The sequence below is a fragment of the Chryseobacterium sp. GP-SGM7 genome, from assembly GCF_049166575.1.
Classification (GTDB): Bacteria; Bacteroidota; Bacteroidia; order Flavobacteriales; family Weeksellaceae; genus Chryseobacterium.
In genome coordinates, this window is sequence record NZ_JBMHFF010000001.1 from 1,636,608 (window position 1) to 1,654,913 (window position 18,306).

The window sequence follows — 18,306 nt, forward strand, 5'->3', positions numbered from 1 at the left end:
TAAAAAAAATTACTTCAATTATTTTGCTGGTGCAGCAGCCTGAAGAGCAGCTTCTTTGGCTTTCATTTCAGCAACTTTAGGCTGATTTCTAAGCATTGCATAAATATCCTTTAAAATTTGCACTGCATCAAGGTTATTTGGTTCAACCTGATACCATTTTTCTGCATAGGGTAAAGCTTTGTTGAATCTTTCTTTGCGAGCTTCAATTAGCTCCGTAGCTTTATCAGGGTTTGATTTTCTAAGCCCGTTAATTTCTTCTACTGCTTTAGCATCATCACCAATTGCAGCATAAACTAAATTTTGGTGAGCATTAGACATTTTAGGATTTATCTCTAAAGCTTTATTAAATGAAGCAATTGCATCATTTACTGTGGCAGGATTTTTTGATTGTAAAACACCCAGATTATACCAGTTTGTTGCATCATTAGGATTTTTAGCCAGCTGATCTTTAAGATTAGTCATAAACTGATCTGTTTTTCCAGATGAGTATAATGCAGTACCCTGAAATTCTTTCAGTTTAGCATTGTTTGGGTATTTAGCTAAACCTTTTTCAATAATTGCCAAAGCTTCATCATTTTTCTTAGCATTTAAAAGCAAAGTAGATAAAGTTTCATACAAATCTGGTTCTACACTTTTAGACTGTTCAGTTTTAAAATCTGAATAATCTTTTGAAGAGGTCTTTTTCAGAAGATCCCAAGTCGCTTTATCATAACTTGATACTTGCCCGCTCTTGTTATCTTTAGCGGTATAACTGGTTTGAACACCTGTATATCCAGAATTGATAAGCTCTGTGTAAATTTTTATAGATTCATCCAGATTATTTGCCAAAGCATAACTCAAACCAGAATAATACAGGTAGGTTTTATCTTCTTGTGCATTATCTTTCAACAAATTATAAAGTTCTAAAAACTTTGGTGCTGCCACTGTATAATTTTTTGCATTATATGCATCCATTGCAGTTTTATTAACAGCCTGGATTTCAGTATTAAGAGCAGCTGGGTCTTTTTTCTCCTTCTTTTGTGCTAAAGCAAAAGTTGAAGCTATAATTGCTGTACCTAAAATTAGCTTTTTCATAGGTGAAATTTATTTTAAATTTATATTATTCTTCTGAATCAGAGTTTTCAGTTTCATCAACTGGGTTTTCATCTAATTTATCTTCTGTTTGTGGTGAAGTGGTTCCTTCTGTTGATGTGTTTTCTTCAGATTCTTCTCCCTCCAGAATTTCCTCTTCTACATCTTTATCCATTTCAACTTTTGCAATGGCCGCAATCTCATCATTCTTCTTAAGATTGATCATTCTTACACCCTGAGTATTTCTACCCATCACTCGCATCTCGTCCATATTCATTCTGATGGCAACACCAGATTTATTGATGATCATCAATCCATCTTCGTCTGTTACGTTTTGAATTGCAATCAGATTACCTGTTTTTTCAGTGATATTTAAAGTGATTACACCTTTTCCACCTCTGTTGGTAATTCTGTAATCTTCAACTGCTGTTCTCTTACCATAACCTTTTTCAGATACCACTAGAACGGTTTCTCGCTCAACATCATTCACAACAATCATACCAATAACCTCATCATTATCTTCCATCGTTATTCCACGCACACCAATAGAACCTCTACCAACTTCTCTTACCTTTTCTTCAGGGAAACGGATACATTTTCCATTCTTCGTTGCAATCATAATCTGAGATTCACCATTTGTAAGATAAGCACTTAACAACTGGTCATTTTCTCTGATTTCAATTGCATTAATACCATTTACTCTCGGTCTTGAGTAAGCTTCCAATGAAGTTTTCTTGATGGTACCGTTTTTAGTAATCATCACAACGCTCATTTGATTAATGTAATCTACATCTTTCAAATCGTTGGTTCTTATGTATGCTTTGATTTTATCGTCCGGTTCGATGTTGATTAAGTTTTGTACAGCTCTTCCTTTTGCCGTTTTAGAACCTTCAGGAATTTCAAATACTCTTAACCAGTAACATTTACCTTTTTCGGTAAAGAACAACATGTATTGGTGGTTCGTTGCAGAAACAATGTACTCCAGGAAATCTGAATCTCTTGTTGTAGCCGCCTTATTTCCTACACCACCTCTGCTTTGAATTTTGTATTCTGAAAGTAATGTTCTCTTCACATAACCTGCGTGAGAAATTGTAAGAACCACAGATTCGTTCGGGATAATATCTTCGATAGACATTTCACCTCCGGAATAATCGATTTCCGTTCTTCTTTCGTCGCCGTATTTTTCTTTTACTTCAATTAATTCATCCTTAATGATCTGGAATCTCCTTGGTTCATTTGCCAAAATATCTTCTAAATCTTTAATTTCTTTCATGATAGCATCATATTCATCACGGATCTTATCAAGCTCCATTCCTGTCAAACGAGCAAGACGCAGATCTAAAATTGCCTGAGCCTGAATTTCTGATAATTCAAACGCTTCAATTAAACCTTCCTTCGCTGCCTGTGGATTTGAACTGTGACGAATAATAGAAATCGCTTTATCTAAAGAATCCTGAGTTCCGATCACTTTCATAAAACCTTCAAGAATATGAGCTCTTTCTTTCGCTTTTTTAAGCTCATACTGAGTTCTTCTTACGATAATTTCATGTCTGTGCTCAACAAAATGATGAATAATATCCTTTAAGTTCAGCTGTTCCGGTCTGCCATGTACCAAAGCGATATTGTTTACACTGAAAGAAGTTTGTAGTGAAGTATATTTATACAGCATATTCAGAACAACATTCGGAATCGCATCATTTTTCAATTCATAAACGATACGCATTCCGTTTCTGTCAGATTCATCTCTGATTTCGTAGATTCCGAGGATTTTTTCATCTTTTACCAATTCAGCCGTTCTGGCAATCATCTCAGCTTTGTTAACCTGGTAAGGAATTTCAGTTACAATAATAGCATTCCTGTTGTGGATTTCTTCAAAACCTACTTTAGCTCTAAGAACTACTCTACCTCTCCCTGTATGGAAAGCATCTCTTACCCCGTCGTAACCATATATAATACCACCTGTAGGGAAATCGGGAGCAACAATGTGCTGCATCAATTCATCGATGGTAATTTCTCTGTTATCAATATATGCAGTAATTGCGTCAACCGCTTCAGAAAGATTGTGTGGCGCCATGTTTGTCGCCATACCTACAGCGATACCTGAAGTACCGTTTACCAAAAGATTCGGGATCTTTGTAGGCATTACGGTTGGTTCCGTCAAACTGTCATCAAAGTTATTCTGGAAATCAACAGTATCTTTATCAAGATCTGATAAAATTTCATCTGAAACTTTTTTAAGTCTTGCCTCAGTATAACGCATTGCTGCAGGCGGATCACCATCCATAGAACCAAAGTTACCCTGTCCGTCAACCTGTGGATAACGCAGACTCCAAGGTTGCGCCATTCTTACCATGGCATCGTACACTGAAGAATCTCCGTGTGGGTGATATTTACCTAAAACATCCCCAACAATTCTTGCAGACTTTAAATATTTTCTGTTTGAAAAAACTCCTAAACCATACATACCATACAGCACTCTTCGGTGTACAGGTTTAAGACCGTCTCTCACGTCCGGTAATGCTCTTGAAACAATTACCGACATCGAATAATCGATGTAAGATGATTTCATTTCATCAACAATGTTGATAGGAATTAATCTTTCTCCTTCTTTTTGCATATATAAGTTTTATTGTAATGATAATCAGACCTTTAAAAATCAGTCTGAAAACTATTTATTTTCAATTATTAATAACGGGCTAAGTTACAAAATTTTTGCCGATTTTTGCCTGAGATTTGAAGCTAAATATCTTAAAAAATATTAAAATATGAGTGTATTAAGTATAACTTTTCACTGTGTAAACAACAGTCTGGAAGAATGGGAAAAATATGTCGATGAAACGTTGGTTTTAATGACCGAAAACCTTCTTGATGTTGACAAATACATCTTGTCTGAAGTTCACAGCGATTTCATAGATGAAGGTAAAAATTACAATCTTCTGCTGATGTTTGATGATGAAGAAAAACGTACGGATTTTATGGAAAGTGAATTATTAAATATCACTGATAGAATTGAAAGTAAATTCGGACAAAACGTGATGATTTTCAATACATCTTTAAATCCGAAGAAAAGAAGAATGTAATTCTAATTAAAACTCTTTATAAAATAAAAAAATCTGTCTAAAATTTTTTAGACAGATTTTTTTTATAAGTTTACGACAACTACAGGTCTGCTTCGATAAACACGTGGTTGTCTTTTGTGAGAATAGTGTTTGTAAGGCCTTGCTGGTCTGTAATAGTGCCTTTTGTGATAATGTTTCGGTCCCCTATGATAGTGAGCTACTTTTCTGTATTTTGGCTTATAATGACCACGATAATGTTTTTTGTGCGGACCGTGATGGCGTTTCTGTAATGATTCCGCCTGGAAAAATGTGATTGCAAAAACAATAAGGAACAATCCGATTACTTTTGTGAGTACTTTCATATAAATCAATTTCAAATTATCAAATAAAAATTATCAATACCAGTGCCAATAATTCTTTATCATTGATTTTTTAATACTATTTAAGACAATTTAATTACTTTTCTGAATAATCCAGATTAATAATTTAAAAATAACAAAATCAATTCTATCTGTTTCGAGGATGAGCTTCTTTTAATTTTTCAACTTTCTTATCGTGGCCGGGCGGCATTGGTCTTCTACCTGGATGCGGCAAACATGATGAAAACATTCCGGCTAAAATTACGATGACGACTGTATTTTTAATCAATTTCATAATACTAAATTTTAAAGTGATAGAATAAATGATACAATCAAAATGCCAATTACATTTAAAATACATTTTTACTTCTTCGCTCCATAAAAATCAGATCCTTCCATTGCCCGTGAAGTTGTGCTACCTTTTCTCTCTTTCCAATAATTTTGAAGCCATTTTTCTGATGAAATCTTATTGATGCTTCATTTTCAGAAAAAATATTGGATTGCAGAGTCCAGAATCCGTGGTTTTCACTGTCAACAATAAGTTTTTTCAAGAGCATTGTACCCAAACCTTTCCCAATGTAATTATTATCCAAATAAATACTTACTTCAGCAACACCTTTAAAAAAATCTTTTTTACTTACTGTTTTTAAAGCACACCAACCGACCACTTCATTGGCTTCATTTTCCAAAACCCATCTGCAATCATTATAATAACTGGTATCCCAAGCTTCTGCGCTTGGCAATTCTGTTTCAAGGGTTGCCATTCCGCTGTCGATTCCCTGTTTAAGAATTTCCAAAACTCTTGTTTCATCCTGCGGAAGCATTTCTCGTATCTCGTAATTCATTTTAATGGTATTTTCTTTTATTTTTTCTTTTGATTCTTGAATAATGAGTTTGCTTATCTGTTTTATCCTGAGAAATCACGCTTATATTTCCATCGACTTCCAAAATAGCAAGTTTTACATTATCCATTGTTTCTATACCATGTTCCCGGATAGCTTCATTCAACTCATCAAAACTAATTTTTACTTTTCTCAACGCGACAGGATCTTCCTTCCCGTCTTTCACTAAAATCACAGGATCGGCTTCCATTAAGCTTGCAAAACTCTTGCTGGAAAACATCAATCTTTTCACAATAAAGTTAGCTACGAAAAGAACCAAAGCCGCGATAATTCCACCTTCCAAGGAAGTGTTTTGTCCCACCATTGCGTTTTGTACCGCATTAGAAATTAAAAGCAACAAAACAACATCTCCCGCATTAAGCTGGGAAAGCTGATTTTTCCCAAACAAACGGATGGCAATCATCATAAAAAGATAAACGGAAACAGAGCGGAGAACAACATCTAAAATAGGATTCACGGTTTGTAATATTTAGATCAAATGTAACCAATTAGCACAAATAAAAAAACTGCTCTTTCAAGCAGTTTAAAGGAAATTATATAGTTTGTTTCTACTGAATTATCTGTTGTTAATATCTACTCTCACAGGCATTACAAATGATGAAGCCAACATATTCTCGTTAAGTTTGTTTGCATCAATTTTATATTGAAGATGAGATAATACACTTTCGATTTCTTTACTTACATTTTTGCAATCCCCTTTTGAACGAACGTTTACGATCTTACCATTTTCAGCAATATCAAATTTCACTTCAGAGTTTACAACTCCCTGTTTGTAATCCTGCTTGGTAAAATCAAAATTATCCATTAAAAGATTTCTGATCTCATTAAAAGCATCATTTTTATTTAACTGAACTTCCTGAATTGTATTATCAGAAGTAGTTTGAGCTTTTACATTTCCTGCAATTGCAGTTAATCCTAATGCGAAAAGAGAAGCAACGAATATTTGGATCTTATTTTTCATAACCATTTGATTTTAAATTAAATATTAAACTTGTTTTGAATTCTAAATCAAAGATATAAAAAATAATTCATACAAATTTCACATTGAGTTAACATTGAGTTAACATTGGAATTTAAAAAACTGATTATCAGTTAAATAAAATTAAAAATAATTGAATTGTTAACATTGGAATTAAAATTTTGGTCAAAAAAAAAGCTAAACTTAATTTGTTTAGCCAAATTTTCGAAGATTACAAACCCTCAATGATTCTCTTACTTTCTAGTTCATTAATGATAAATTGAGCATCACTTTCATTAATGTACCTATTTTCATAAAGCCATTGTATTCTGCCAATTTGTACATGAACAGGAATCAGATTATCTACTTTATAATAATTTTTCAGGTAATAATCTTTCTTACTTTCTTTAATTTTAGAAATGAATACATCAACTTCTTCTATGTCTTTCTTTGTGTAGAAAAAAACAATGGGTTTTGATGCTGTCAGACTTTTTGAGCTTTCTTTTCTAAATTCTTGATTACATAATCCTACAATAATTAGTACAGGAATCATTATTAAAGCAAAAACGAAAATACTCATTGATTCTGAAAACACAAAAGAATTATGAATGATAATATTTAGAAGTATGCCGTTAAAAACAACAGATACTGTTGTTCCTAAAAGCACAATATCTTTAGATTTTCAAAACACTGTTTTATCATCCTGAATATCTGTAAAATTAACTTTATACTCCTGTACTTCTTTAGCAAAACTATCTTTTACTAAAATTCCGTCATCCAGAATTTCAAAATATTTAGAATTCCTCCCGTTTTTTTGCTTTAAAATATTCATTAAAAAAAAAATTACATTTCCTTCTTCAAGTACTTCCCCGTCAAAGATTTTTTAGACTTAATTACTTCTTCCGGAGTTCCCTTTGCGATAATTTCTCCACCGTGTTTTCCACCTTCGGGACCAACATCGATAATATGATCGGCTAATTTTATAACATCCATATTGTGTTCAATGATGATGAAAGAGTTTCCTAATTCCACCAATTGATTGATGGCATCCATCAGGATTTTCACGTCTTCGAAATGAAGTCCGGTTGTGGGTTCGTCAAGAATGTATAATGTATTTCCGGTTTGTCTTTTCGATAATTCGGTTGCCAACTTGATACGTTGCGCTTCACCTCCACTTAAAGTTGTTGATTGCTGTCCTAAAGTGATATATCCTAAACCTACATCCTGCAAAGTTTTCACTTTCGCAAAAATCTTAGGAATCGGCTGGAAAAATTCTACCGCTTCATCAATCGTCATATCCAGAATATCAGAAATAGATTTTCCTTTGTAACGAACTTCCAGTGTTTCTCTGTTGAAACGTTTTCCGTTGCACGTTTCACAATGAACATACACATCGGGTAAGAAATTCATTTCAATCACTTTCAAGCCGCCTCCCTGACAAGTTTCGCATCTTCCGCCTTTTACGTTGAAAGAGAATCTTCCGGGTTTGTAACCACGGATTTTAGATTCCGGGAGTTCAGAAAATAAGTTTCTGATGTCGGTAAACATCGCCGTATACGTTGCAGGATTTGAACGAGGCGTTCTTCCGATCGGCGTTTGATCTACATCTACAATCTTATCGATATGCTCAAGACCTTCGATTTTTTTGAAAGGCAAAGGTTCCTGAACGGCTCTGTAAAAATGCTTATTGAGAATCGGATAGAGTGTTCCATTGATCAACGAAGACTTTCCGCTTCCTGAAATTCCCGTAACCACAACCAGTTTCCCTAAAGGAATATCTAAGGTTACATTTTTAAGGTTGTTTCCTGTTGCTCCTTTTAGAACAATATTTTTTCCGTTTCCTGGTCTTCTTACTTCAGGAATGGCAATTTTTCTTTTCCCGTTGATATATTGGGCAGTAATTGTATCGGCTTTTAATAAATCTTTTGGTTTTCCCTGCCAAAGAATTTCACCTCCGAATTTTCCAGCTCTCGGACCAATATCCAAAACCTCATCGGCTTCCATAATCATATCTTTGTCGTGTTCCACAACCAAGACTGAATTTCCGATGTCACGTAGATTTTTTAAAGAATTTATTAATCTTTCGTTGTCTCTCTGGTGCAGTCCGATACTTGGTTCATCCAGAATATACAGAACATTCACCAACTGAGAACCGATTTGCGTTGCCAGACGAATTCTTTGAGACTCTCCTCCCGAAAGTGTTTTGGAGCTTCTGCTTAAACTTAAATAATCCAAACCAACATCCAATAAAAACTGAAGTCTCGTCTCGATTTCCTTTAAAATTTCGTGAGCTATAATTGATTTTTTTTCAGAAAATGTATCTTTTACATCGTGAAGCCATTCTTTCAAGTCGGATAAACTTAATCCGTTAACCTCAGCAATATTTTTTCCGTCAATTTTAAAACTCAAACTTGAGGGTTGAAGACGTGCTCCTTTACATTCCGGACAAGTTTCTTCAGTCGTGAAATGTCTTTCGAGCAAAATTGCTTCGTAAGATTCTCTTTCCTCAATCATTTCTTCCATGAAAGGAATCAAACCGTCAAAACTGATTTTGATTTTCTTGGTAATTCCTGCGTATTTTAAATCTTTATTAAATTCTTTGTGACAACCGTTGTAAATATAATCCAATGCCTCTGCCGGAATATCCTGAAACGGCGTCGCCAAGCCTAAACCGAAAATTTCAAGAATATTTTTAATCTGAGATAGAATCCATTTATTGGATTTTAAATCTTCCAAAGGCAATAGACCTCCCTGATTAATTGATAATTTCGGGTTTTCTACAAAATAATCGGTGTTGATTTTTTTTATCGTTCCTAAACCTTTGCAGCTTGGGCAGCTTCCTTTCGGAGAATTGAACGAAAACGTGTTTGGTTCCGGTAATGCCAATGAATGACCGGTTTCGGCATCCATTAAATTCTTTGAGAAATATTCAATTTCGTTACTTCCCAATTTTTGAATTCCGATTAACCCTTCTCCCATTTCCATTGCGGTATGTAAAGATTTTTCCATTCTGGCTTCGGAAGCAGATTCTCCGATAATCCAACGGTCGATAACGATATCAATGTCGTGGGTTTTGTAACGGTCAAGTTTTAAATCATATTCAATATCCTGCAATTCACCATCAATTCTGGCTTGTCCGTATCCTTTTTTTGCCATCTGCACGAAAAGTTCGTGGTAATGTCCTTTTCTGGAACGCACAACCGGCGCCATCAACATGATTTTTTCGCCTGTATAATTTTCTTTGATGGTTTCAAGAATCTGCTCTTCGGTATAACTTACCAATTTCTTTCCTGTTGTCTGAGAATACGCATCAGAAACTCTTGCATACAAAAGACGCAGGTAATCGTACAGTTCAGTAACAGTTCCAACGGTCGAACGGGGGTTTTTGTTGGTCGTTTTCTGTTCGATGGCAATTACCGGAGACAATCCTTCGATTTTATCAACATCGGGACGTTCCAAACCACCTAAAAACTGTCTTGCATAAGCAGAAAATGTTTCGATGTAACGACGCTGTCCTTCCGCAAAAATCGTATCAAAAGCCAATGATGATTTTCCGCTTCCCGAAAGTCCGGTAATTACAACCAATTCGTTACGCGGAATCTTGACATCAATGTTTTTAAGATTGTGTTCTCTGGCTCCGTAAACTTCTATATATTCTTTTGATTCACTCATAATCTGGGGTGACTTAACATGAAAATCACGATGTGCAAAATTACGGAATTTTATGGACTTATTAATGTTAAAAAATGTTGGAAATTTTAGATTTAAACAATCAAAAAAGAGTTTAATTTTATTTCTATTCAGATATAAATGATTTAAAAACTTATTCTCGTTTTTACTTAAATTTACACTGATTTAAATATAACCATGAACAGACTGCGTGAACATATCGAAGAAATAATTTCTTTATCAGATGAAGAATTCGATCATATAAAAACATTTTTCACCATAAAAAATGTTCGTAAAAATCAGTTTTTGGTGCATGAAGGTGATGAAGTAAAGTTTGAGTTTCTTACGCTCGATGGAATTTATAAAGTCTTTTACATTGACGAAAACGGAAAAGAACATATTCTGCAGTTTGCAAAAAAGAATTGGTGGATGACTGATTACATAGGATTCTTTAAACAAAAAAATGCCACGATGTTTGTAGAATGTCTGCAGGACGGAACTGTGGCATGCCTCACTTTAGAAGGCAGAGAAAAGTTAGCTTCAGAATTTCATAAGATGGAAAATTTCTTCAGAACAAAGCTTACCAATGGTTATATTGCCTTACAACAGAGGATTATTCTTCTCCTTTCAAGCACACCTCAGCAACGCTACGAAGAGTTTTCAAAATTATATCCTGATTTGATTTCACAGATTCCTAAAAAATATGTTGCGGAATATTTGGGAGTAAGCAGAGAGACTCTAAGCCGACTTTATTCAAATACAAAATAGTTTTTACAACTCTTTGCATTTTAATCTTTGTTTTTCAAAAATAAGTGAAACGCCTTGGTTTAACTTTATCTAAGTGTTATTTTATAATTCTTTGTCTTTCCTTGCGTTTTTTAATTGCAAAGAAAGACAAGGGTTGTAGAATAAATTCTTTTTTTTAAGATAAACAATGGCATTTCATTTAGCAAAGAAATACCATACTAATTTTTTAATTCCTTAATTACGTCTTCAAAATGCACAACCAATATTTATAAATCTTAATTGATTTAAGTATTCTAATTATTAAGTGTGATTTCGGTCACACTTTTTTTGTGACTTTGCTCCTTCGATTGAGGTTTTAAACCGGCCTACATTTGCTATAGAAATTTAAACGATTTAAAAAATCCAAACAAAATATTCATTTAACTAAAAAATTCAAAGTCATGAAACCAAAAGTTCTAATTATTGTTTCCAATGCAAACTCAATCGGACCAAACAAAAGAAGAACAGGAACTTTCTTATCTGAAGTAGCCCATCCTTACGCAGAATTTGAGAAAGCAGATTATCAAATTGATTTTGCAAGTTTAACAGGTGAATCTCCTTTTTTAGATGCTTTAAACTTAGCTGATGATCCTGATAATTTAAAATTTCTTACGGGAAAAGGCTGGGAAGATATGCACAACGCTGCAAAACTTTCAGAAGTGAATGTCAATAATTACGATGCTGTTTTCGTTCCCGGTGGTTTAGCACCAATGGTCGATATGCCTGAAAATGCTGAACTTAAAAAAGTAATCGCTGAAGTTTATGAAAGAAATGGTGTTATAGGAGCAGTTTGTCACGGTCCTGTTTCTTTATTAAATGTAAAATTGAATGATGGAACTTATCTTGTAGATGGTAAAAATATTGCTTCCTTCACTACTGAAGAAGAAGACAATTATGCAAGACCTGATGTTCCTTTTGATTTGCAAACTGCATTGACTGAGCAAGGTGCAATCTTTCATGCTGCGAAACCTTGGTCTGCGAACAGTATTGCTGACGGAAATTTGGTAACCGGACAAAACCCAGCCTCAGCAAAAGGTGTAGGAGAAAAAATAGTGGCTCTTTTAGAAGCAAAAAAAGCTTAATTTAATTTTAAAATTAAAAAAATGGATCAAAATAATGTATTTGTTCATGCCAAATGGCAGGTAAAAGAAGGGAAACTGGATGCAGTTCTATATCTGATGAAAGAAGCTACAGAAAAAAGCACTCAGGAGGAAGGGAATCTGTTTTATAAACTACACCAAAGTCGGGAAGACCAAAATATGATTATTTTATATGAAGGTTATACAGATGAAAATGCTGTGGAAGCCCACCGCAATTCTGAGCATTTCAAAAATATCGTGTTGGAGAAGGTCGTTCCGTTATTGGAAAACAGAGAGGTTATTCTGATGAACCTGCTATTCTAGATAATGTATTTTAAAAAGTTTCGGAAAACCCTTTGTTTTGCCCGAAACTTTTTATTCTTTAATTTTCAAAAAAATCGGTGTCTTCATTGCTTACTTTTACGAGATATTCAATCCCGTCGATGGCTTTGGAGACAATTTGATTTCGCAGAATATTTGCCATATTTTCCCAGTAAACTCTTCCGTAAAAAGAATAATTATTCGGAATAATTTCTACTTCCACCGTTCTTATAAAGCCTTCTTTTGGTTTGTTGCTGATCATAGTTCCACGTTTTACACGAACGTCTTTCATTTCGTCTTTTAAAACCATTCGGCAGTAATTTTTAACGTCTTCCAGAGAAATAATCTTATCTCTCGTAGTTAATGCATATTTATACGCCTGAATACTGTCTGAACCTTTTTGTTCTTCTGCACCACCAATAGTTTCCGTCAGTAAAATCATCGATTGCGATTTAAGCTGATTGGTAAGTTCCGTTCCGGGACGCATATGATTGGCAAAAGTGCAATGCGTAATCCAAAATGAGGCATATGTATGATCTGTTTTTTCAACAGGTTCCATAATTACATAATTGAGTTCCTGTCTGATGCTTCTTTTCGCATTGTTCACTTTCTGAACCATCGATTTCATCTTATCCGACATTTCACCCAAGATTCCTTTTACGTTGTCTCGGTTTAACAATGAGAAAGCTGCGATTTCATCTCTCGTCAGTTCCAGAACATTAGAAATCATATCGACTGCGTTTCGGTTGTTGAAGCGTTCCATTCCGCCTTTTCTTACTGTATATAAGCCTTTTTTAAGATGATCTGAAGGCGTGAAAGGAATTTCGGTATATTTTCTTCCGTCTCCGTCCTGAACTTCATCCACATAAAGGAAATGCTCTGTTTCTTCGGTAATTAAAGGAATATTATTTCCCATAATATCTAAACTGTATTCTGTTTTCTTCCAGCCACGGTTGTAAACAGGAAAAGCATTGAGAACAAAGGTAAAATTATCTAAAATCTCAGCCGAAAACTGCGGAGGAAACTCAAAGGTCAGCCACAAATATTCTTTACCGTTCAGATATTTTTCAAGCTCTTCTCTTTCATTTAAGAAATCCAGATCCTGTGGAAGACTTTTAGTAAACAAGTCTCGTGAAAGCCCCGTAACTTCAATAAATTTATGATGATAAATACTTTTAATATCATCAATAACTTTGGTCCTTATAGATTGCTCATGAAAAATTTGTTCGTAGCCTTCAGCTTCATGATTTTTCATATACGAAATTCCTTCTTTAATAAACATAGGATTTCCGTTGCTGGAAACGGTACTGTAAGGCAATAATTTATAAACAAAATCTAAATGTTCGAATGCCGGATTTGAGCAATAAATACTTAATGTTTTAGGAAATTTTTCATTGGTAAATTTCGATACGTCAATTCCGATGGTGACTTTTCTGTAATCCTGCGGTCTTCCCTGAAATCTTGAAATCGGAATTTTATTTAATCTTTCATCCAAACTGTAACAGGTATTCCCTACAAACATAATCGCAGTCTGTACTTTGTTGGTTCTTATACTTCCAACAGGTGTGAAAGGAATGTTCAGCTGTTTGTCTGATTCTGATTTTATGGTGGAATTCATGTGTTTTTTAAAAAAGAACTCAGTGTGATCCAACAAAATTTCTGAAGATTCATATGGCATTGTATATGCCAAAGCATGGGCCGGAATCGGGTGGGTATAAATTGACGGAGTTAATAATTTCGCAAGTTTCTCTAAAATTCTTGCATTAACGGTCTGAATTTCATTATTCGCTTTAAAAACCTCTGTGCTGAATGCATCAATCAGTAATTTGACAAAAGGATCCAATGACTGCGGACTTTTCAATCCCCAAACTTTTGTAGCATTCTGAAGCATTCTCGCTTTTACTGATTCTTTGGAATAAATATTCTGGTCTAAATTCATACAATCTTTTTACAAATAAATATTTAGTCGATGGACATCGGGCTCAGGAAAAGTTCGGTAGAAAAACTGAAACGCTCACCTGTAGCTTCCATTTTTGCGTTGATCCCTATTTTTACTTTTTTCTTGATTTCCGTATGTTCTTTGGTGTCATAGTTATGCTCTACAAACTGTATGTGAGCGTCAATCTGTGGTTGTATGATTCGGGTTTCGTATTCTAAAATCTGTCTTTTAAGACTTTTTATAAATACATTTTCCCAGACTGCTGTTGTTACGCCGTTATCGAATTCAAGATTCCAGACATCGTTTCCGTAATTGTCATCATATCTGTTTTCTCCTTTTTTAGTTGTGATTAAAAGCATAATATTGTGAGCAATGCTTTCTCCCATATCGCAGGTATCGATACTTCCACCTTCAGACATAAGGGTAGACGGTACAAAAGGCATTCTGTAATTTGGTGTGTCCATAGGTGATATTTCGTTATTTTTCGTTGGTGTCGTGTAAAACGAAATACCAAATTAATCATTTTTGAGAAATAATACCTCATAGAAACTTAAATTTATTCTTAAAAAAAATTAAATATTTTGTTTATTTGTGGGTATTTGAAGATAATAAGGCTTATTGTTTTTGATCTCTAAACGAAATACTTATTTGTAATAGTTTTTCACTGCAATGTTAGAATATAAAAATACCATGTCACGGTTTGGAACTTCCATTAACAATAGTTTTAAATACTATGTTTTTAGCCCTGGTTGAAACGGCATCCTTTTTCTGAAATGGCTTGAAAAAAACGTTGGAGAAAAAGATATAGTGAAAAGCTGGATTAAGCTCCTAAAAAAAATTAAGAATCTCCTTTTTTGTTTCTGTTGATTAAATAGTAAACAGGAAGTCCTAGAAGTACGATCAGAAATCCCGGCCAGGTATATTGCTGTTTATAAATCAATAATAAAATACAAAAAGCAGTTCCGATTACAAGGTAAATAATAGGAGTGATGGGATATAACCATGTTTTGTAGGGTCTTTCGAGATTCGGTTGTTTGATTCTTAAATAAATGACTCCGAAGACCGTGATCATGTAAAATAATACAATAACAAACGAAATCATATCCAAAAGATTTCCGTACTGTCCGCTTAAACAAAGAATTGATGCCCAAATTCCCTGCATCCATAAAGCGTTTGATGGAACCTGATTTTTATTGTTTTCAACGGCAGATTTGAAGAACAGTCCATCTTTTGCCATCGTCTGGAAAACTCTCGCTCCTGCTAAAATCAATCCGTTATTGCAACCGAACGTAGAAACCATTACCAAAACGGCGATAATTACCGTTCCTGCGCTTCCGAAAATATTCTGTGAAGCGGCAACAGCTACTCTATCATTAGTAGCAAAAGCAATTGAATCTCTGTCTAAAGCGTTGATATAAACGAAATTCACGGCAATATAAAGCAACATCACTGCTGAAGTCCCCAAAATCATAGCTTTTACCACATTCTTTTTAGGATTTTCAATTTCTCCTGAAACGAAGGTTACACTTTCCCAGGCAACTGAACTGAAAACCGAGCCTACCATTGCTGCTGCAATTCCGCCCATCAAAGTCATTCCGGAAATGGGTTTCCAACCTGAATGTAGGAAACTGCCTTTCGCATCTTTGTCTAAATTACTGAAAGAATCTGTTCCGAAGCTGAAATTTTCCGCTAAATGGGAGAAGTCTACGAGGATAAAACCCAGTGCAATTAAACCCAGCAAAGCCAAAATTTTAGAACCTGTGAATAAATTCTGCAATATTTTCCCGCTTTCTACACCTCTTGTATTAATGTAAGTCAATAAAATAATCACTGCAATTGCCAAAACCTGAATCCATGTAATTTGAAATTCGCCGCTTTGAAAAATAGGAGCAGCATCATTAAGACTTGGAACAAGATAAGCGGTAAATTTCCCGAATGCCATTGCAACCGCCGCAATTGTTCCGGTTTGAATCACGGTAAACAAACCCCATCCATACAAAAAACCCATTTTCTTTCCGAAGATTTCTGTCATGTAGGTATATTGTCCGCCAGCTTTTGGGAAGAGTGATGATAATTCACCGTAACTAATTGCAGCTGCAACCGTCATGATTCCGGTGATAACCCAAACCACTATCATCCAATATCCTGAACCGAGATTTCGCATCATATCGGCACTTACGATAAAGATTCCGCTGCCAATCATAGAGCCCATTACAAGCATTACGGCATCCCAAAGCTTCAGTTTTTTCTGCATATTTTAATTATAATCATCAAATATAATTAATTATGCAATAATTTTTAGTTTTATTTAAGAAATAGAAACGACAATTACTGATTAACAAAAATCATTTTAAATTCATTTTTTATTATTAATTTTGGGAAAAATATCATAATGAAATTTAAATCCATATTACTTATAGCTGCAGTCAGCATGTCTACATTAGCATTTGCTCAGGAACAGAAAAAAATGGGACCACCTGAAGGAAATGCAATCGTAGGTGATACTTATGGTTCTACAGTTGAAGCTAAAACAGAATCTAAGGCAATTTCTGTTGATAAATTAAGCAAGAAACTTAAAAAGGATAATAAAAAAGTAGAAAACGTAGCTGTAAAAGGTAAAGTTACGGACGTTTGTGATAAAAAAGGCTGTTGGCTGACTATCGAAACTGAAGACAACTCTCAATTTTTCGTAAAAATGAAAGATTATGCATTCTTTGTTCCCACTGCTTTGAAAGGTAAGACTGTTGTTTTAGACGGAACAGCAGAGAGAAAAGTAACTTCTGTAGACGAACAAAAACACTATGCAGAAGATGCAAAAAAACCACAATCTGAAATTGATGCAATTACAAAACCAAAAGAAGAAATAAGATTCGTAGCAAACGGAATTAAAGTTGTGAATTAATTTTACAGCCATATATAATAGAAAAGCGGAACAAATTGTTCCGCTTTTTAGTCTTCTATTGTGAAACTTACTTCGGCTTCAAGTTTTGGATATTTTGTATCAGAAACAAATCTTTTTCCTGTACAGTCTATCTCTATCCAACCTTTCCTACTCACTTCTCCCGCTTCCATCACAAAAGGAATAAAAGAAATATCATCTTTTCCGTTTTCATAAATTTCTCTGTACTGAACTGCAATATCTAAAATACATTCATGATCTGTATTTAATCTTACATTTCGATAAATAATATCGTAATGCGTTTCCTGATTTTCCGGAATTTCCTGATAAGTTTCCCAACCTTTTGTATCTGAATTTAACTCACTAATTGCATTTAGAGCGTAGTATAAAGCAATTGTATAATATTTCCTTGTTTCTTTTCTCAAATAATCATCTACGAAATGTCCGCCTTCAAAAAGAATGGTTGGCATTCCGGCTTTTATAAAATTATCACCTGTAGAAGTGGGATAAAATTCATCAGAATATCTGCCGATTTGATTCGGAATCAATTCTTTCAGATGAGTGTAAACAGCAGCAATAACTGCCATACATTTTTTTCTGTTTTCTGTAACTGTTCGCTCCACATTTTCTGAAGGAGCCAAAAAGGAGAGTGTTGCAGGATGAATTCTGTCTGTTGTAAAAATGGTACGTTGCTCATGAAGATTTAATGCATAATCGTACTTCTTTGAAGCAGCTAAATTCTTCAGGAATTTTATCTCTTTACTCGCCTCATTATGGAAATCACGGTTGAGGTCTATTTCTGATGCATTTAATCTTGTCCATTTCTCCGATCCATCAGGATTTAACATAAAAATAAAATCCAGACTTATTTTACTGAATAAATCTTCCTTTATGTCTGGGGCAATCTCCAGGCTTTTCAATAAATCAAGCATTGCATGTGTCGCGTTTGATTCATTCCCATGCATTTGTGACCAAGCCAAAATATTAATTTTTCCTTTTCCGATACTCAGTTTATAAATAGGTTTATCTAAATGTGACTTTCCAATCTCCTGAATATAATCGGCGAGATTCGTCTGTAAGTAAGAAAATAATTTTTCAGGGGAAATATAGCGATAAGGAAAATCAGAATTTACAGTGTAGAAATGTTCAAAATTCATTCAATAATAATTTACATTGTTCAAATTTAATTAATTTCTTTGTAAAACTAAAATTAACAATTGTAATTTAATTAAACAATGTAAATTGTCAGATTGTCTGTTGGTAA

Annotated in this window: 19 protein-coding genes; 5 read left to right on the plus strand and 14 right to left on the minus strand. The window is 34.3% G+C overall.

Annotated elements, in window-relative coordinates; translation table 11 throughout:
- Nucleotides 1-18: 18 nt before the first annotated feature.
- Together ACOOWA_RS07265 and gyrA are read right to left on the minus strand one after the other, a co-directional pair.
- The gene (locus tag ACOOWA_RS07265) at nucleotides 19-1,074 is read right to left on the minus strand and encodes a tetratricopeptide repeat protein (RefSeq protein ID WP_421374220.1); all 1,056 of its coding nucleotides are present in this window, start codon (nucleotides 1,072-1,074) and stop codon (nucleotides 19-21) included.
- 25 nt (nucleotides 1,075-1,099) lie between these two features.
- On the minus strand, nucleotides 1,100-3,688 hold the full coding sequence (gene gyrA, locus ACOOWA_RS07270; RefSeq protein WP_421374221.1) for a DNA gyrase subunit A: 2,589 nt from the start codon (nucleotides 3,686-3,688) through the stop codon (nucleotides 1,100-1,102).
- A 148-nt stretch (nucleotides 3,689-3,836) separates the two neighbouring features.
- Between gyrA and ACOOWA_RS07275 the strand changes: the two genes are divergently transcribed.
- The gene (locus tag ACOOWA_RS07275; RefSeq protein ID WP_421374223.1) at nucleotides 3,837-4,151 is read left to right on the plus strand and encodes a DUF4286 family protein; all 315 of its coding nucleotides are present in this window, start codon (nucleotides 3,837-3,839) and stop codon (nucleotides 4,149-4,151) included.
- Between the two features lie 62 nt (nucleotides 4,152-4,213).
- Here ACOOWA_RS07275 and ACOOWA_RS07280 read toward each other — a convergent pair whose 3' ends face one another.
- The 8 genes from ACOOWA_RS07280 to uvrA form a co-directional block, all read right to left on the minus strand.
- On the minus strand, nucleotides 4,214-4,492 hold the full coding sequence (locus ACOOWA_RS07280) for a hypothetical protein (protein ID WP_421374224.1): 279 nt from the start codon (nucleotides 4,490-4,492) through the stop codon (nucleotides 4,214-4,216).
- A gap of 145 nt (nucleotides 4,493-4,637) precedes the next feature.
- Nucleotides 4,638-4,784 carry a hypothetical protein gene (locus ACOOWA_RS07285; protein ID WP_421374225.1) on the minus strand — a complete coding sequence of 49 codons (147 nt, stop codon included), beginning with the start codon at nucleotides 4,782-4,784 and terminating at the stop codon, nucleotides 4,638-4,640.
- Between the two features lie 55 nt (nucleotides 4,785-4,839).
- Nucleotides 4,840-5,334, minus strand: coding sequence for a GNAT family N-acetyltransferase (locus ACOOWA_RS07290; RefSeq protein WP_421374226.1), 495 nt, complete (start codon nucleotides 5,332-5,334; stop codon nucleotides 4,840-4,842).
- 1 nt (nucleotide 5,335) lies between these two features.
- Nucleotides 5,336-5,848 (minus strand): DUF421 domain-containing protein, encoded by a 513-nt coding sequence (locus ACOOWA_RS07295; RefSeq protein WP_421374227.1) that lies wholly within the window; start codon nucleotides 5,846-5,848, stop codon nucleotides 5,336-5,338.
- A gap of 99 nt (nucleotides 5,849-5,947) precedes the next feature.
- Entirely contained in the window at nucleotides 5,948-6,352 is a 405-nt protein-coding gene (locus tag ACOOWA_RS07300) for a hypothetical protein (RefSeq protein WP_421374228.1), read from the minus strand.
- 229 nt (nucleotides 6,353-6,581) lie between these two features.
- Nucleotides 6,582-6,902 (minus strand): hypothetical protein, encoded by a 321-nt coding sequence (locus tag ACOOWA_RS07305; protein WP_421374230.1) that lies wholly within the window; start codon nucleotides 6,900-6,902, stop codon nucleotides 6,582-6,584.
- A gap of 129 nt (nucleotides 6,903-7,031) precedes the next feature.
- Nucleotides 7,032-7,181: a hypothetical protein gene (locus ACOOWA_RS07310; protein WP_421374231.1), complete on the minus strand. Its 150-nt coding sequence runs from the start codon at nucleotides 7,179-7,181 to the stop codon at nucleotides 7,032-7,034.
- Nucleotides 7,182-7,192: 11 nt separating this feature from the next.
- Entirely contained in the window at nucleotides 7,193-10,021 is a 2,829-nt protein-coding gene (gene uvrA, locus ACOOWA_RS07315) for an excinuclease ABC subunit UvrA (protein ID WP_421374232.1), read from the minus strand.
- Between the two features lie 195 nt (nucleotides 10,022-10,216).
- Here uvrA and ACOOWA_RS07320 point away from each other — a divergent pair, with 195 nt between their 5' ends.
- The 3 genes from ACOOWA_RS07320 (at nucleotide 10,217) to ACOOWA_RS07330 (ending at nucleotide 12,207) form a co-directional block, all read left to right on the plus strand.
- Complete coding sequence (locus ACOOWA_RS07320) at nucleotides 10,217-10,786, plus strand: Crp/Fnr family transcriptional regulator (RefSeq protein WP_421374233.1); 570 nt, start codon at nucleotides 10,217-10,219, stop codon at nucleotides 10,784-10,786.
- Nucleotides 10,787-11,205: 419 nt separating this feature from the next.
- The gene (locus tag ACOOWA_RS07325; RefSeq protein WP_421374234.1) at nucleotides 11,206-11,886 is read left to right on the plus strand and encodes a type 1 glutamine amidotransferase domain-containing protein; all 681 of its coding nucleotides are present in this window, start codon (nucleotides 11,206-11,208) and stop codon (nucleotides 11,884-11,886) included.
- 21 nt (nucleotides 11,887-11,907) lie between these two features.
- Entirely contained in the window at nucleotides 11,908-12,207 is a 300-nt protein-coding gene (locus tag ACOOWA_RS07330; protein WP_421374236.1) for a putative quinol monooxygenase, read from the plus strand.
- A 58-nt stretch (nucleotides 12,208-12,265) separates the two neighbouring features.
- Here ACOOWA_RS07330 and ACOOWA_RS07335 read toward each other — a convergent pair whose 3' ends face one another.
- From ACOOWA_RS07335 to ACOOWA_RS07345, 3 genes are all read right to left on the minus strand, one after another.
- A complete protein-coding gene (locus tag ACOOWA_RS07335) occupies nucleotides 12,266-14,143 on the minus strand; it encodes a type VI secretion system baseplate subunit TssF (protein ID WP_421374237.1) in 1,878 nt (625 codons plus the stop codon).
- Nucleotides 14,144-14,166: 23 nt separating this feature from the next.
- On the minus strand, nucleotides 14,167-14,607 hold the full coding sequence (locus tag ACOOWA_RS07340) for a GPW/gp25 family protein (RefSeq protein WP_421374238.1): 441 nt from the start codon (nucleotides 14,605-14,607) through the stop codon (nucleotides 14,167-14,169).
- A gap of 374 nt (nucleotides 14,608-14,981) precedes the next feature.
- Nucleotides 14,982-16,397, minus strand: coding sequence for an APC family permease (locus ACOOWA_RS07345; RefSeq protein WP_421374240.1), 1,416 nt, complete (start codon nucleotides 16,395-16,397; stop codon nucleotides 14,982-14,984).
- Between the two features lie 138 nt (nucleotides 16,398-16,535).
- Between ACOOWA_RS07345 and ACOOWA_RS07350 the strand changes: the two genes are divergently transcribed.
- A complete protein-coding gene (locus ACOOWA_RS07350) occupies nucleotides 16,536-17,045 on the plus strand; it encodes a DUF4920 domain-containing protein (protein ID WP_421374241.1) in 510 nt (169 codons plus the stop codon).
- A 47-nt stretch (nucleotides 17,046-17,092) separates the two neighbouring features.
- Here ACOOWA_RS07350 and ACOOWA_RS07355 read toward each other — a convergent pair whose 3' ends face one another.
- Complete coding sequence (locus tag ACOOWA_RS07355; RefSeq protein WP_421374242.1) at nucleotides 17,093-18,199, minus strand: M14 family zinc carboxypeptidase; 1,107 nt, start codon at nucleotides 18,197-18,199, stop codon at nucleotides 17,093-17,095.
- Nucleotides 18,200-18,306: the final 107 nt, after the last annotated feature.